This is a genomic window from Wenyingzhuangia gracilariae (assembly GCF_056387575.1).
Window position 1 is genome coordinate 1,659,232 of the sequence record NZ_CM150748.1, and the last position, 16,791, is coordinate 1,676,022.

Sequence of the window (16,791 nt, forward strand, 5' to 3'; positions counted from 1 at the left end):
CAACTTAACTAAATACTTTTATTAACTAAAAACAAGTCCTCCGTTAATATCAATATTATTTCCTGACATAAAAGATGCTTGTTCCGAAACCAAATAGGCAACCAAACCTGCAACCTCTTCTGCTTTTCCTTCTCTTTTTAAAGGGGTTTGTGTAGCTACTTTTTCACGAATCTCGCTTTTTGTAAAAGTATCATGAAATTTAGTAGCAATCATTCCAGGTGTTACCGCATTTACCCTAATTCCTTGCGGTCCTAATTCCTTGGCCATAGAACGTGTAAAAGTAGTTACTGCCTCTTTTGATGCTGCGTAAATAGAAGCTCCATTCCCTCCTCCATCTCTACTAGCTTGTGATGAAAAATAAACAATAGATCCTCCATTTGCCATATAAGGTTTAAAGGTCTGAGTCAGAAAAACACATGATTTGAAATTTACATCCATAACCAAATTGTAATAATTTTCATCAATATCTTCTATAAACTTTCTTTCAAAAAGTCCGCCAGCTACATTTACTAAAATATCTACTTTATGTCCAAAGGCTGTTACTGTTTTATCTGCTAAATTTTTAACGTCTTCTAATTTTGTTACATCTCCTTGAACAATAATTACCTCCCCATTAATTTTATGAATTCTTTTTGCTGTCACCACTGCATCTTCATAATTGTTGCAATAATTAACAACCACTTTAGCTCCTTCTTTTGCTAGTTTTAAAGACACTGCCCTACCAATATCTCTTGAACCGCCAGTTACCACAGCAACTTTACCTTTTAATTTCATTTTTAAATTTCTGTTTAAATACCTAAAGCTTGTCCTCCTCCAATTTGAATGGTTTCGGCAGTAATAAAAGAAGCATCATCACTAGCTAAAAAAGAAACCACAGAAGCTACTTCTTCTGGCTGTCCTAACCTTCCTAACATGATGTTGTTTTTCCATGAAGCAAAAACTTCTGGTTTAGTTGATTTTATTTGAGCATGAAAAGGTGTGTCAATAGTTCCTGGAGAAACTGCATTAACTCTAATTCCATATTCTGCTAAATCTTTTGCTAAAGCTCTGGTAATTGCATGTACTCCTGCTTTTGAAGTTCCATAAATTCCTGCTCCTGGTCCTCCGGCATTCCAACCTGCATTTGAGGTGTAATTAATGATGGAAGCATTGGTTCCTTTTTTTAAATACGGAATTGCTGCTCTTGAAGCAAAAAATGTAGAGTCAAGATTTAAAGCCATTACAAATCTGTAAAACTCTGTGGTCATTTCTTCAAATCTAGACCTTCCTCCTAAACCACCAGCATTGTTTACTAGCAAATCTATTTTTCCGTATTTGTCCCCAATTTTACAAATATTCTCTGTTACTTGTTTTTCATCAGTAACATCAAAACCATAATATTCTGCAGAAATTCCTGCATTGGTTAATTCTTGTAATCTTTGGGCTCCTGCTTTATCATCTATACCGTTTAACACTACAGTATACCCATCTTTACCTAATCTTTTTGCTACTTCAAATCCTATTCCACCTGTAGCTCCGGTGATTACCGCTATTTTCCCTTTTAATTCCATTTTGTTTAAATTTTGTGCATTTATTAATTAATTTACTTTTACGGGTTCTATTTTTTTGATTAATACATAGATGGATCCTATTGCTAGAGGAGCCAATATTGCAATTACAATAAAAGCTGGAGTGTAAGACACAGAAGCAATTAAAGGAATTAATGTATTCATAATAATTACAGATATGGCTGCAACAGTTCCTGCTAAACCGGCTAAAGTTCCTACAGATTTTCCACTAAATAAATCGCTAGAAATGGTTTGTATATTTCCTATTGCGAATTGGAAACCAAACAAAACAACAGCAACTATGTAAATAAAAGTCATTGGGTTGTTTTCGTTTACTAAAAAGATAATCCCTAACAATCCTAAAAAGATTAAAGCTCCTCCTATAGATATGGTCGTTTTTCTGGCAACATCTACAGATTTTGTTTCCATTAGTTTTCCTGAATACCAACCACCAACAATACTACCTGCCATTCCTCCTAAATAAGAAATCCAAATAGTGGCTCCTATTTCCTCTATACTAAAACCAAATTCTGAATTTAAATACAAAGGCATCCACCCTACAAACAACCACCAAATAGGCTCTATAAATAATCTTGCAGCTAATACCCCCCAAGATTCTTTATGACTTAAGATTTGAACTACAGACAGTCCTTTTTCTTTTTTACCTGGTTCTTCTACCGTTACAATTCTATCTTTTAAAATTAAAGCTCTTTCCTCATCTGTAATCCAAGGATGCACTTCTGGGTTTGATTTGTTAACAAACAACCAAGGAATTACCCACAACAAACCAATAGCTCCAATAATAATAAAGGTGGTTCGCCAACCAAAATGGCTATACAAATAAGCAATTAATACGGGAGCAATTACGCTTCCTAAAGAAGCCCCTGCGTTAAAAATTCCTTGTGCAATGGCTCTTTGTTTTACAGGAAACCATTCTCCGTTACTTTTTACTGCACCTGGCCAATTTCCTGCTTCTCCTAATCCTAAAAAGGCTCTAAAAGCCGTTAAGCTTACCAATCCGCCTGCAAAGGCATGCAATACTGATGATAATGACCATACTACAATAGAAACTACAAATCCTAAACGTGTTCCAATTTCATCATACAATTTTCCTGATAAAAATTTTCCCAATGCATAGGTTACCATAAAAATGTTTAGCATTACTGCATAATCAGATTCATCTAACCCTAAATCTTTTCCCATTTCGGGCCACATAACCCCAAATGCTGTTCTGTCTATATAATTGATAACTGTTGCCAAACAAATTAGCATTATTACCCACCATCTTAATCCTTTAACCTTCATAACTGTATGATTATTAGTATTCTATTTGTATTATTTATTTTTATTTTTTGACAAAAGAATCCCACTCAATAAAAATGTGTTGATTTTTACTGATTTAAAACTGACTTAAAAAATTACAACGTTATTTGTGTATTACAGCTTTAAAAATGATTCTATATAATTTCCCTTTTTATTTAGATACGACCGTGCAATCGTATTATGTGTTTTTTATTTGGTGTTATAACAGTATTGATACAAGGCTCCAAAATGAATTTTCATTTTTTCTTTAGCCAACTGCGTATCTTGTTCCTTAATTGCTTCAAAAATTTCTTGATGTTCTAAAATTCCTTTCTTGGCTTGTCCTTTATCACAAACATGGTATTTTTCAAAATTTGTAATAATTTTTGGAGTAATCATTAGCATAAAAGTATTCATTGTAGTGTTTTTACTAGCTCTAGCAATAGCTAAGTGAAACAACAAATCTTCTTGTACAGCATTTTCACAATTCAACACCTTTTCTTTGTAAGCTTGCAAGGCTTTTTCAATACTATCTAAATCTTCTTGCGTTCTTCTTTGGGCAGCCAAACGAACTGTTTTTAGCTCGAACAAAATTCTAGTTTCAACAAGCGATCTAAAATCTGGATCTCCCAAAGCTAAAATATCATCAATCATCCCATTCATTGCTATTTGTCCTATATCTGCCACAAATGTTCCACTTTGTGGTTTGGACTTTAACAATCCATAAAATTCTAATAATTGTATAGCTTCTCTTACATTACTTCTGCTTACTTCAAACTTTTCAGACAACATTCTTTCGGAAGGCAATTTGTCTCCTGGTTCTAAATTTTTAAGATTAATTAAGTCTCTTAACTTACTTATAATCTGATTTTGAGTTGTTTGGTGATCTCCCTTTAACAATACTTCTAGCTTCATAGATTCACAGTTTTTATAAATTGGTTAACCAATCTGGTCAGTATAAATATATGAAATATTTATATATCTAACCTAATTAATGTTGCACAATTAATTGATAATATTCCACTTTTGCACTTGCCCAACTATCTAATGTAGTTAAGTAGTTACCTGCCTTAAAGTAGTTCTCAAAAACACCCCATTTTTCTATGTGAATATTATTGTAAACTTTAGACGTTCCGTTCATGACAACTTCCATTTTTCCTTCAGAAACTTTTACTTCTAGCTTAAATTTTTTAAACCCTACATATTCAGGAAAATTATATCCCTCATCATCTCCCCATGCATCCGTTTCTAAAATTTCTGTATTTGATGCATTTAAATCTTTTAATATTTTTGTTTTTACTCTTACATATCCTTTATGCCAGTAAATTTTTAATATAGGAGGTGCATTGTTGTCTTTTTGCCCAATCAAATCACGCTGTTCATTGGTTAATCTTCCGTGAATTTGCATGATAATGGTTCTATGATAATCTCCTTTATCATCTTTTGTAATATTTGTAACCGCCAATTCTCCTTTTAATACTCCTCCTTGTTTAAATGTCCAATTGTTAGTATTACTTCCTGGTGTCATTTGCTCTCTTAACTCTGTTCTAGAGTAAGATGTATTTGCTGTGGTACTACCAGGATAGGTATAAAAAACTAAACTTCCATTAATAGAATCGTTGTACATAAATGGTTGTAAAGTTGGGTTGGTTGCATACTCTAAAATTTCTGGCGGATTTACCTCTGTTGGTTTTCCAATAGGCAACGTAACTTTCCAATGACTTAAATCTATATTGGGTATTTTGTAATCTGTTGGAATTTCCTCTTCTTCATTTTCGTTCTTTTCTTTCTCTATATTAGGTTCTTCTTTTACAATAGGTAAATCTACTTCTGATTCTGAATTACAATTTGTAAAACTGAATAGAAAACTTATGAAAATCCATTGGTAAAGAATTTTAATATTCATTGTTAATTGTTTTAGTGGCTTACTTTTAATTTGTAATATTTAACTTTTGCGTAAGCTCCTTCATCTCTTGATTGAAAGTAGTTTCCTGCTTTGAAATAGTTTTCAAAAACTCCCCATTTTTCCATGTGAATGTTTTCATAAACTTTGTAATTGTATCCGTTTAAAATGATTACCATTTTACCTTCGGACACTTGAACTTCAAGTGTAAATTTTTTAAAACCTACCTCATCTTCAAAACTATAACCTTCATCATCTCCCCATGCATCTTCGTGTAAAAGCTCTTCACCCGTTGCTTCTATATTTTTAAGTTCTTTTGTTTTTACTCTAATTTTTCCCTTGTGCCAATATATTTTTAAAATTGGAGGAGCGTTGTTGTCTTTTTGTCCTATCATATCACGTTGTTCGTTGGTTAAACGACCGTGAATTTGCATGATGATTACTTTGTGATATTTTCCTTCTGAATCTTTAGAAATTTCATCAATTTTTAAAGTTCCTTTCATTTTACCACCTTGCTTAAAAGTCCAGTTGGTATTGTTATCTCCAGGAACCATTTGCTCTCTAAGTTCTGATCTAGAATATTTTGTGTTTGCCGTAGTGGCATTGCTTGGATATGCGTAAAAAACCAAACCTCCTTTAATTGAATCGTTGTACATATATGGAATTAACCTTTTATCTGTAGCATATGCTAAAATTTCTGGCGGTTCTACATTTGTTGCTTTTCCTTTATGATTTAATTCTGGGGTAGTTACACTCCAATGACTCAAATCTATTTTTGACAATTTGTGTTTTTTGCGTTTCTTTTTTTTTACCGTTTTTTTAGTTTCTGTAACACTACTTGCCTTTGTTTGACAAGTAGCGTTTACAGAAAAGAATATAAATACTAAAACTGTACTAATTTCTTTTAAATACTTCATTTCCTTTTAAGTTCTTTATTAGTTTATTCGGCTGGATAAACTTTTACATTATCAATATATGCATTATCGATATTTACAGCATACATCATTAAAGCTATTTCAGCAGAAGCATTTGATGTAAATGTTCCTGTTTTAACAGTAAAATTCTTTGATCCATTAGCTGTAGTACCCTCAAATTCAGCTAATGGTGTACTTATAAAAGCAACAGCCCCATCAGAAAAATGGCCATCTAAAATTTTCACAACCACTTTATCTCCATCAGCCTTTAGTGCGTGACTAAATTCTATTGTATATACTGTATTTGGAGAAACCGCTAATGGTTGATAAGCAACTCTTTTGCTCGTATTTTCAACAGTACCTATCTCACTATCTTCCCATTTTGCACATCTTGTAGAACCTCCAGTTTCTGTCTCTGTATAATCTTTAGAATCTCCCTCACCACTATCTCTAAAAGGAGTCGTTGTTCCACCTGTAAAACTATCAAACCTCCAATTATCATATTTAGACTCAATATTTCCATTTAACACTTCAGGATTGATTGCTGCTGGCGTTTCTGGCTCTACCACTTCTATAGTAGTAGAAAAAGTACTTTCTAATCCATTCTTATCGGTAGCTGTTAATGTAATTGTGTAAGTTCCTTCTGCCGAATAAGTATATTCACCATCTATATTTGTTGATGTATCTGTTTCTGTAGTTGGATCTCCAAAATCCCATAAATAATCCGTTGTACTTGTTGATGCATTTCCAAATGTATAGGTTAAGTAATCTTCTGTAACAGATGCCGAAAAGCTTGCTGAAGGAGGAGTTGTGTCTTCTTTAGAATTTGCTTCTGGTAAATCATACTCAAACGAATCGCAAGAAATAGCAGAAAATACTGTTATTATCATTACTCCGAATAGAGACATTGAAATACGGCTTTTAATTTTATTTATAGTGTCCATAATTTCTTTTTTTAATTGGTTAAACCTTTAATTAATTGGGTTTTGTTTCATTTTTCCATCGCTCAAGTTGATTTCTCTTTGAGGAATTGGCAACAATAAATCAGAAGAAGAAAACCCTAATCCGTTGGTTGCTGAAAATGTTGATAAAACAGATTCTGCTTTTCCTAATCTTATCAAATCAAAAAGTCTATGATTTTCAAAAGCCAATTCTACTCTTCTTTCTAACAACAATTCATCTTGTGTTATAGTTCCATCAGCATCATTTGCCAAACCAGCTCTGTTTCTTACTTGGTTAAAAGAGTTTACAGCATTTGTGTTTGAGGTTTCTGTACCTCCAGCCATAATTGCTTCTGTGTGTAACAATAATACATCTGCATAACGTAAAACAATCCAATCATTTCCTGCTAAAGTAGCATCTAAATCAAATGTTTTTCCATCGGCATTACCATCTTCTCCATTAGGTAAATATTTTGTTACCTGGTTTTGTGTTGTTTGACTTGGATCTATTCTGTAAGAATACTGAGTTCTATCTCCTCCAAAAGCATCTAATACCGTAACCGCATCTGTAGTTACATAATTTACACCAGAGGTTCTACCTACACCATTCATCCATTCACCCGAAAAGTTTTGACTATCGTCTGATGTTGTGTTGTATCCAATTGCAAAAATAATTTCGGCATTTTGTTCTTGGTAAAAAACATCGTTAAAATTAGGCATTAATGAAAATCCGCTATCCATTACATCTTCTATTAAAAGCTGTGCTTGTGTGTAGTCTTTTTCATCTTGTGTTAAATATACTTTTGCCAATAGTGTTTGAGCAGCAGCTTTAGAAGCTCTAGTTTTGGAACTGTTATCTAATCCTGCTACTGCAGTTGTTAAATCGCTTACAATTAAATCATAAATTTGTGTGGTTGCTACTCTTGTAAATTGTTTTTCGGTTTCTAAAGGAGTAATTACTCTATCTATTAAAGGCAAATCTCCAAACAATCTTACCAAATTAAAGTAAGCATAAGCTCTTAAGAATTTAGCTTCTGCTTCAAAACTAGCTTTGGTAGTTTCATTGGTAACTACATCTAAGTTTTCTAAAACAATATTGGCTCTATAAATTACATTGTAAAAACTTGCGTAATAATCTTTAACAATACCGTTGGTAGCTTCTACATTATAAAATTCAAATTGTGATGCTTCACCTTCTTGACTTTTAGTTCTTGTATTATCACTACGCATTTCTGTTAAATAATACTCATACATAATTCCGTGATTGTCATCTGGATCTGTACTGTTTTTTCCTTGAATTGCATCATAAACACCTATAATACCTGATTCTACTTCAGAAGCATTCTTAAAATAAGAATCTACAGTAATACCTGATTTTGGTGTTATTTCTAAGTAATCGCTACTACAAGAAGCCATAAAGCCCCCCATTACAAGTAATAGCATTCTTTTTATATTTTTCATGATATATGTTTTTTAAGTTTTAGAAATCTAGATTTAAACCAAACGAAATTGTTCTGAAGATAGGTGATCCTGCACGTTGATATCCGTAGCTTGTTGGACTGGTTCTATCTATAGATTCTGGGTTAAATCCTGTATAATTATCTGCTGTTAGATATACTAAGTTCTGACCTGTTGCATATACTCTTAATCCTTCTATTTTATACTTTGATAAGAAATCTTTAGGAAAGTTGTATCCTATGTTTACATTACGCAAAGCCAAGTAAGAAGCATCTTGAATGATATCATCTGTAAAAATCTTTTGCTTGATAAACTCTTGATTTGGAGTAGATGCTATAAAATCTTGTGCACTGTTAAAGTGATTAAAAATATATTGATCTCCCATGTTTCTAATTTCAGCTCCGTGTGATCCTTGCACCATAAAACTTACATCTACTTGTCCTATTTTAAATTCGTTTGTAAAACTCCAAACCAAATCTGGATAAGGGTCTCCTAAAGCCGCTTTATCTTCATCATCAATAATTCCATCTCCGTTTAAATCTTTTACATATACATCTTGAGCCTCTGCTCCAATTGGATGAAATGGATTTGCCAAATATTCTGCAGGAATATCTTTATCTACTACCCATCCGTAGAATGTAGAGATAGGTTGTCCTTCTAAATTGATCCACTCTGAAGCTCTTTTAGAGTCTACACTAGATATTTGACCGTCTGAATCTGCAAAATCAACTAATGTGTTTTTATTGGTTGTTGCAATTAATGTAGAGTTCCAGCTAAATTTTTCTGATGCTATGTTTTTAGTTCTCAACTCAAACTCCCAACCTTCGTTTTTCACTTTTCCTAAGTTTACCAAAGCGCTTTCTAAACCTGTTGTAAAAGATATTGGGTTGTCTAGCAACAATTGGTCACTTGTTCTTTGGTACCAATCAATAGATCCAGAAATTCTGTTGTTTAACAATCCAAAATCAACTCCTGGGTTTACTTCTACCAAACGTTCCCATTTTAATTCAGGGTTTGCAATATTTAAAGGAGCAAAACCTGGAGTAATAGCCCCATCTACAACTGCTGTATTAGACTGTAATAAGGATAAAGAAGGGTAATAATCTACCAAAAGGTTTCCTGTAGACAAGTTGCTTGAACTACTACTTACATCTGGATCTACACTTCCTGTATTTAAACGGTCGTTACCTGTAACCCCGTAACTTGCTCTTAATTTTAATCTGTTAATTACGTTGTTGTCTTCCATAAAGTTTTCGTTAGAAACATTCCAACCAATAGAAGCAGCAGGGAAATTACCATATTTGTAATCTGATCCGAAAATAGAACTACCATCTCTTCTTAAACTAAGCGATGCTAAATACTTATTGTCATATGCATAGTTAAATCTAGACACGTATGATATTCCTCTTTTTTGCCACTCAAACGCATCTGCTCCACTAATAATAGAAGCATTGGTAATTTCTTTCACATCATCGTTGGTGTATCCTGTTCCTGAAATAGAAGAATAAGAATAATCTCTAGATTCTATAACCATACCTACAGTTGCGCTAACATCGTGTACTTTATTTATTGTTGTATTGTAATTCAAAAAGTTGTCAGAAATTACATACAATTCTCTTTGAGAAATTTCGTTCATTTGAGCTGCAGAAGCACCGTTTCTGTTAGACTCTGTACCTTGCCATCTTGAACGTTGCGTGTCTTGGTAAGATCCTGATAAGGTAGTTTTAAAGTTTAATCCTTTAAAAATATCGTAACTTCCGTAAACACTTCCATACATTTTAAACTTATCATCATAACGTTCACGCTCTAAAATTTTAGCAGCAGGGTTGGTGTTAGATGTGTTACTAATATCTACCAAGGTACTAGCATCTCCGTACAAATCATAATTATCAAAATGACGTTGGAATGCATAATCTCCAATTTGTACATTTGGATACACTCCTCTGTCTACATATTGAATGGTATTTTCATCGTGATACACTGGTAACCAATTGGTTTGTCTTAAAATATCGTGTGTAGAACCGTCAAAACGTCTTCTTTTGGTAAAAGATGGACTTAAGTTTACTCCTACCGAAACTTTATCGTTTAGTTTACTGTCTAACTTTAATCTTAATCCATATTTTTTAAAATTATCTGTTAACAAAACCCCTTCATCATCTGAGTAATTGATACTTGTTGCATATTTTGTTTTTTTGTTTCCTCCTCTAATAGATAATGAATGACTTTTAATGGTTCCTCCATCAAAAATTACATCTTGCCAAGAACGATCAATACCTACTAATTGCTTGTATTTTGTTCTATCTGATAAGTAGATTCCTCCATTTTCTGCTCTGTGTCCTAAGGCTGCAAAAGCTGCAGGATCATTTGCTTCTAAAGCTTGATAATATGCGGTTTCTGCTGCTGCTGTTTCTGCAATTGAAAATTCATATTTATCGCTTTTTCTGGCTTCTTTAAAACCAATATATGAGTTGTAACTAATTTTTGTTTTACCAACAACACCATCTTTCATGGTAATCATAATTACTCCATTAGCTCCTTTAGATCCGTATATAGACGAAGAAGCTGCATCTTTTAAAATTTCAAAAGAAGCTACATCATTCATGTTTAATGACCCTAAAAAATCTGAATCAACTATAATTCCATCAACCACAACTAAAGGAGTAGAATCTCCAGACATAGAACCTACACCACGAATGCTTATTGTTGGAGCAGCTCCTGCTTCTCCATCTGTAGCTTGAATGTTTACACCAGATACTTGACCTACTAAGGCATCATCTACCCTAGAGACAGCAATTTGGTCTAACTTTTCGTTTGATACTTTTGAAATAGCTCCTGTTAAGTGTGATTTTTTTTGAGTTCCATATCCTACGATTACAACCTCATCTAATTGAGATGAGCTCTCATCTAATTGTATTGTTATTTTTGTTTCGTCTCCTATCGAAATCGATTTCGTTTCGTAACCAATAAAAGAAATTTCTAAAACATCTCCCTTTTTAACGCTTAATTGATAATTACCGTCAAAATCTGAAATAGTTCCTTTAGAAGATCCTTTTATAACCACCGTAGCTCCGGGGATTGGCACACCATCTGTACTAGACAAAACAAGTCCTGTCAGATTAAACTGCTCTTGAGCAAAAACAGCTATGTTAAAAAACAATAGTGCTGTTAGTGTTAAAATTTTCTTTAGTTCCATTTGTGTTAGTATTAAGTTAATTAATCATAATTTTTGAGGATCTAGATGTTTTATTGAAAACAAATTTTCTTCCTCTTTTTTAACACACAGCACATAAATAAAAATGATTACTTTTGTGGATGTGTGTTTACTACCGTTTACATACTTTAGAATTTACTTCCTGTGAGAATGAAGTAATTTCCCTTTTAGAAGGATGGGCGTGCACCCATCCTTTTTTTATTTTGTTCGTTTATTTCATACTATAATTTAGTGATTTTTAAGATTATACGATTTATTAGCTTTATTGGTTTACCAGTTTGGTTTACCAAATATATATATTAAAAACATTATTAACAACTTTTATTGTGTTTTATTATGAAAAAATCAAAAAAAAACACATACTTATAAGTATGTGTTAGTTTAACTTGGTTTTAAATTTAAATTTCATAAGTAATTAACTTTCAATAGTTCTAGAACATAAAATTAATTACTATATGTTTCTGTGGTCATTTTTAACCTTACTTTTCAAAAGTACTAGGATTTTTTATCGCCAAAATAAGACACTCCATTTCCACTTAAAAAATCTTCTCTTACAGGACTAAACGTATCAATAAGAATTCCTTCTTCTAAACAAATGGCACTGTGCAGCAAATTAGGTTCTATATACACTCCATCTCCGGCTTCTACAATTTTCTTTTCACCATCAATTTCAAATTCAAATTTTCCTGATACACAATAAGTTGCTTGTGTATGAAAATGTTGATGTGGAGATCCTAAAGCTCCTTTTTCAAACTTTACTTTTACCATCATAATTTGATTATCATACCCTAGAAATTTTCTTGATACTCCTCCGCCAAGCTCTTCCCAATCCATTTCTTTGGTAATGACGTACTTTTCACTAAATCGTTTCATTTTTTAATTTATTTTGTTTGTTGATAATGATACACTCCTTTCCAATGGAACATTTTATCGTTAATTTTTAATGAATGCTGCTTTGTTTTATTTACCGTATTATTGGCTACAATTAAAGTGGCCATTACACCTTGTGTAGTTGTAAAACGTACTGCCGTATAATTGTTACTGTTATGTATTACTTCTAAATTTACAATATGACTTTTAGAATCTACCGAAAATTCTGACACATAACTATAAGATCCGTGAGGTTCTATAACAGATGCAAAAACGGTATTTGATTCATTATTTCTTCTAATCATAAAACCAGCATCTCTTCTTAAATTAAACTCAGAATCATTGGCTCCAATTCTGGTAAATAACAATTCATCATTTGCTTGCACAGTAGAAGTTAATGTGTAAAATTTATTTTTATTTAAAAACGTTACCTTGCTATTGTTTTCTTTAGGAGCTCCTTTTCCTTCTAACCATAAATGCTGATATCCGTTTTTTGTACCTAAAGGATTTAATACTTGGGGTAGGTTGTATTTAAAATTGGTACTAATAACTTGACCGTTAAAATAAACTGGCAAATCATATTGGTTGCGTTCTTTGGAATTTACATTCATAAGATCTAACACCAAAGGCTTAGTTAAATTGGGAATTTTAATAATTGCCATAGTTCTATGCAATACCGTGTTTGTATATGCATTGCTTTCTTTAGCACTAATTATTTGTATATTTTGATGGCTATCGTCATAAAAAACTAAATCGGAATGATGTTGACTCCCTATTTCATATTTACCTTTAAAGTGAGATTGTTGATTTTGTGTAATGGTGTTATGAGCAATGGTTTGTTTGGCCCATGTTTTGTTTTCTTTTAAATAATTACCACCTCCTTTTTGTTCTATGTTTACAAATCTTGCCAATCCATAATCTTGAATTACTTCATCTGCTTTTTCGTATAAAGAATACGAAAGTTTATCATAATGCCCATGACTAGATCCTTGTGCTGCATATTTAAATACCAAGGTTAAATCTTCATTTCCGTAACGCAACACACCTACTCCGCCTTGTTTTCCGTTAGGCCCATCTGATAAGTTGATGGATTTTTTTTGAAATGGTACTGCTTTGTGATGACGAATAGCTAATGCTACAGCCAAACCAGCATCGCTTAACAATACTTTTTGTTGCTTTTGAGCAATGCTTAATAATTGCGAATTTAGACCTCCATAAAAATATGCTACATCTACAGCTGTTACCAATTCTCTAGAATAATAAGACATTCCTTTTTGCCCATCATTTAATGGGAAAAAATTTCCATTCGCATCTGTTAAATTTAACAATGCATTTACTGATTTTAACAGCACTCCTTTTTTAAATTCAAATATTTTTAGTTCTGGTTTTACATTTTCTAAAGCTTCTGCAAACACCAAAAAAGGATACATTGCATAACGTTGATAGTAAGGACCTTCTGTGTAATATCCGTCTGGAGAAAATGGTTCATCTATATTGGCTAAAAAACCCGCCTTTTGACCTTCTGTTTTTATAAAACCTCCATCATTGTCTTTGGCTCCAACTTGCAATCCATCATCTTTTATTCCGTACAAAGCTCTTTCTATTAGTTCTTCATCATTCATTACCAAACCAATCATACCAACAGCTGCATTTCCCCATGTACTATGATTGTGCACTCTGTTAAAAAATTGTGGATTGTCTACAGAAATGTAATCTGCAAAAGGTCTGAATAAATTGTTTTCTAGTTTTTTTCGTTCCTTTTTAGACAACCAATCATACACACAATCATAAGCCTGACTTACATATACCAACCAATTAGAATCGTTTAAGCATTGCCAGAACAATTTTCCTCTAGCATAAGATCTTGTTTGTGGATGAACTGGTAAATCTTTGTACATTTTTTCATATTGAAACAACATATCTTTTACGTAAACAGCATACTTTTCGTCTTGTAAAATCTGAAACAATACTCCAGCTTTTTGTAACATTAAAAAATTTCTTTTATGTCTCTCGTGCGTATATCCTCCAGAATAATCTTTAGGGATTGGAGTCTCTATTCCTAACTCAATTTCTGCATCTACCTCTGCTTTTACCAAAGCCAAACTTTTATCAAAAAGAGGTACATTCCCTAGTTCTTGTCTAATTTTTTGAACTCCTGATTTTGTTAAAATTAAACTAGGATGTTCTTGAGCTTTTAAAGATTGAACTCCTAAAAAGCTGATAAAAACTAGTATTATAACTATTGAGTACTTCAATTTCATACTGCTGAATTTTGGCTGTTATTATTGTTGAATTCCTAAATCTTGCTGATTTGTTCCTTTATTTTTTAATGGTGACAAAGCAGATAACATATAATCATTGGTTAATTTAGGATCTAATTCCCAAACATTTTGTACATCGTATTTTTGATCTCCTGTAATGTTCAAATCTCCCGATTTGTAAAAATTATTATTGTAAACTTCTACTACAGGCTCTCCAACTACCAAATGCATGTTTACACCTTTGCTATTTTTAAAAATATTGTTTTTAATTTCTACTTTTTGAACTCCGTATAATGTAATGGCAGATTTTGCTTTGTTTCTTTTATTATTCCCCACATTGTCAAAAACTGAGTTTTCTAACTCTAAGAAAGGTCCATAAGTACTTTCGTCTGTTCCTCCTCTGTATAGATTAAGAACTGTACCTCCTACATTTTTATAAATGTTGTTCTTTAAAATTACATATTCTGCGTTGTAAATTCCAATATCATCTGTTTCTTTATCTAAAGCCATAATAGACCCTGTAACATCGCTAAACTTAGAATTGGTAATGCAAATGGTATCTGCAAATGTATTTTTATAAACCTTGATTGCATCAAAAGCATAGTTGATATCTAAATTTACGAAATCACATTTATCTACAAACAATTTGTAATTGGTATTCATAGAATATTTACTGGTAGAGATTACAGAGTTTCCCGTATCGTCTGGTGAATTTTTACCATCAATTTGTAGATTATATAATTGTAGTGCTCCGTTGTTTTGAATTTGGAACAATACCTTTTTTTCGAAAAGAATTAATGGCTTTTTAGCTCCAGAAGATTTTACAGTTAATGGATGTTTTACCGATATTGTTTTATTTACAATATAAGTATCTGTTTCATTTAACTCTAACACATCTCCTGCTTGGCTATTTTCTGCAGCTTTTATTAAAGTATTTAACCCTCCCTTTACTTTAATTGTTTTTCCTGATGAAAATGCAACATCTTTATCTTTTTTTGGATACCAAGAAACTCCTGTTTCTGCTTTAGAAACCATTTCTTTGATTGTGGCACCTGCAGTTAACGTGGTGTCTTTTGGAACTAACAAGCCTAATTTATTTTTTACCAACTCCAACTCTTCTTTTTTAAATCCGTTTTGAGTTAAGGGTTTTATGTTGGGACTAATAATGTTATTTGCAAAAGAAATTCCACTAATATCATCATATGCTTTAAAAACATTGTTTTTGGTTACATGGTAAAAGATATTGCTTTGCACAATAGAACTTTCTGGAATGGCACTTCTTTCTGCATCGCTACCAGCACACAATTGCACATTGTCACAATTTATAAATGTATTGTTTACAACTCTAGCATCTTTTACCTGATGGTAACGATTAATTTTTGAATTGGGCACACCGTTCATAATTACAAATGCACCTCTAAATCTATTTCCTGTTAAACCAATTGCGTAATTATTTACAACTGTTTGCTGCCCGTTAATAACTCTTATTCCACCTGTACAGGCTTTTCCATTCCCTATAAACACATTCCCTTCTACCCAGGTTTCGTTTCCATGTCTCATGGTCAACGTCCCTCTACACTCATAAAAAACATTGTTTCTGTAAACGTTTTGACATGATTTGTTTGAAATATTTTCATGCTCACCATTACATCTATCAAAATAATTATTTTCTACAATGGTTTTAGAGTTTGTTAAAGAATAGTGACTTGTACCTATACGTAAAGTTTCTCCTCCATTTGCTCCCAACACGGCTCTTGGTCCAAAATAATTATGATCTATTCTATGATTGTTTTCTTGACTTTCTTTGCTGTTTAAGCGAACAATCATGGTTACTCCTTTTGTGTTTTTACCTTGTAAATGGTTATGATCTACACGATTATTTTTTCCGTACAATGCCAACCAAGTTTCAGTATCGTGTCTTTCTGGATTGTTATACGCATCTATTACACACTCTGTTATCCTACAGTTATTTGCCAATGTTTTGCTATCTTTTCTAAAAGAAATTACTTCTGTAGTTGGTGTAAATCCGTTTTTAAAAACCAATCCTTTAATCACTAAATGACTACCTGCAATTCTTAAATCAGAATTTCCTTCTAAAGTTACTTTTCCACTTTCTTCTGCTCTTAATACAATTGGATTTTCTGACGTTCCATTTGCTTCAAACAACAATTCTGCATTTTTCCATACTCCGTTTGCCAATACAATTTCATCACCAGGTTTGGCATTTGCTACTTTTTGATGAAATTCTTCTATTGTTTTTACAATTGCAAAATTGTTAGATTTTTTGGATACACATGACAATAGCATTACACTTGCTACAACTAAGAAATATTTTATTTTACACATAACTTTTATATTGGTTCACCAAATTGGTTTACCAAATG

The 16,791-nt window shown here is 32.4% G+C and carries 12 protein-coding genes; all 12 read right to left on the bottom strand.

Annotation, left to right across the window (positions count from 1 at the left end; translation table 11 throughout):
- Positions 1-21 precede the first annotated feature (21 nt).
- The gene (locus ACY2IJ_RS07290) at positions 22-774 is read right to left on the bottom strand and encodes an SDR family NAD(P)-dependent oxidoreductase (RefSeq protein ID WP_476726491.1); all 753 of its coding nucleotides are present in this window, start codon (positions 772-774) and stop codon (positions 22-24) included.
- 14 nt (positions 775-788) lie between these two features.
- The gene (locus tag ACY2IJ_RS07295) at positions 789-1,550 is read right to left on the bottom strand and encodes an SDR family NAD(P)-dependent oxidoreductase (RefSeq protein ID WP_476726492.1); all 762 of its coding nucleotides are present in this window, start codon (positions 1,548-1,550) and stop codon (positions 789-791) included.
- Between the two features lie 27 nt (positions 1,551-1,577).
- The gene (locus ACY2IJ_RS07300; protein WP_476726493.1) at positions 1,578-2,852 is read right to left on the bottom strand and encodes an MFS transporter; all 1,275 of its coding nucleotides are present in this window, start codon (positions 2,850-2,852) and stop codon (positions 1,578-1,580) included.
- 207 nt (positions 2,853-3,059) lie between these two features.
- Entirely contained in the window at positions 3,060-3,764 is a 705-nt protein-coding gene (locus ACY2IJ_RS07305) for a FadR/GntR family transcriptional regulator (RefSeq protein WP_476726494.1), read from the bottom strand.
- A 76-nt stretch (positions 3,765-3,840) separates the two neighbouring features.
- On the bottom strand, positions 3,841-4,755 hold the full coding sequence (locus ACY2IJ_RS07310; protein ID WP_476726495.1) for a polysaccharide lyase family 7 protein: 915 nt from the start codon (positions 4,753-4,755) through the stop codon (positions 3,841-3,843).
- 11 nt (positions 4,756-4,766) lie between these two features.
- Positions 4,767-5,669, bottom strand: coding sequence for a polysaccharide lyase family 7 protein (locus ACY2IJ_RS07315; RefSeq protein ID WP_476726496.1), 903 nt, complete (start codon positions 5,667-5,669; stop codon positions 4,767-4,769).
- A 23-nt stretch (positions 5,670-5,692) separates the two neighbouring features.
- A complete protein-coding gene (locus ACY2IJ_RS07320) occupies positions 5,693-6,574 on the bottom strand; it encodes a PKD domain-containing protein (protein WP_476726497.1) in 882 nt (293 codons plus the stop codon).
- A 63-nt stretch (positions 6,575-6,637) separates the two neighbouring features.
- The gene (locus tag ACY2IJ_RS07325; protein ID WP_476726498.1) at positions 6,638-8,068 is read right to left on the bottom strand and encodes a RagB/SusD family nutrient uptake outer membrane protein; all 1,431 of its coding nucleotides are present in this window, start codon (positions 8,066-8,068) and stop codon (positions 6,638-6,640) included.
- Between the two features lie 19 nt (positions 8,069-8,087).
- Positions 8,088-11,258 carry a SusC/RagA family TonB-linked outer membrane protein gene (locus ACY2IJ_RS07330; protein ID WP_476726499.1) on the bottom strand — a complete coding sequence of 1,057 codons (3,171 nt, stop codon included), beginning with the start codon at positions 11,256-11,258 and terminating at the stop codon, positions 8,088-8,090.
- Between the two features lie 513 nt (positions 11,259-11,771).
- Positions 11,772-12,149, bottom strand: a complete 378-nt coding sequence (locus ACY2IJ_RS07335; RefSeq protein WP_476726500.1) for a cupin domain-containing protein — start codon at positions 12,147-12,149, stop codon at positions 11,772-11,774.
- Between the two features lie 8 nt (positions 12,150-12,157).
- Positions 12,158-14,407: a heparinase II/III domain-containing protein gene (locus ACY2IJ_RS07340; protein ID WP_476726501.1), complete on the bottom strand. Its 2,250-nt coding sequence runs from the start codon at positions 14,405-14,407 to the stop codon at positions 12,158-12,160.
- A 21-nt stretch (positions 14,408-14,428) separates the two neighbouring features.
- Positions 14,429-16,753 (bottom strand): chondroitinase-B domain-containing protein, encoded by a 2,325-nt coding sequence (locus tag ACY2IJ_RS07345; RefSeq protein WP_476726502.1) that lies wholly within the window; start codon positions 16,751-16,753, stop codon positions 14,429-14,431.
- Positions 16,754-16,791: the final 38 nt, after the last annotated feature.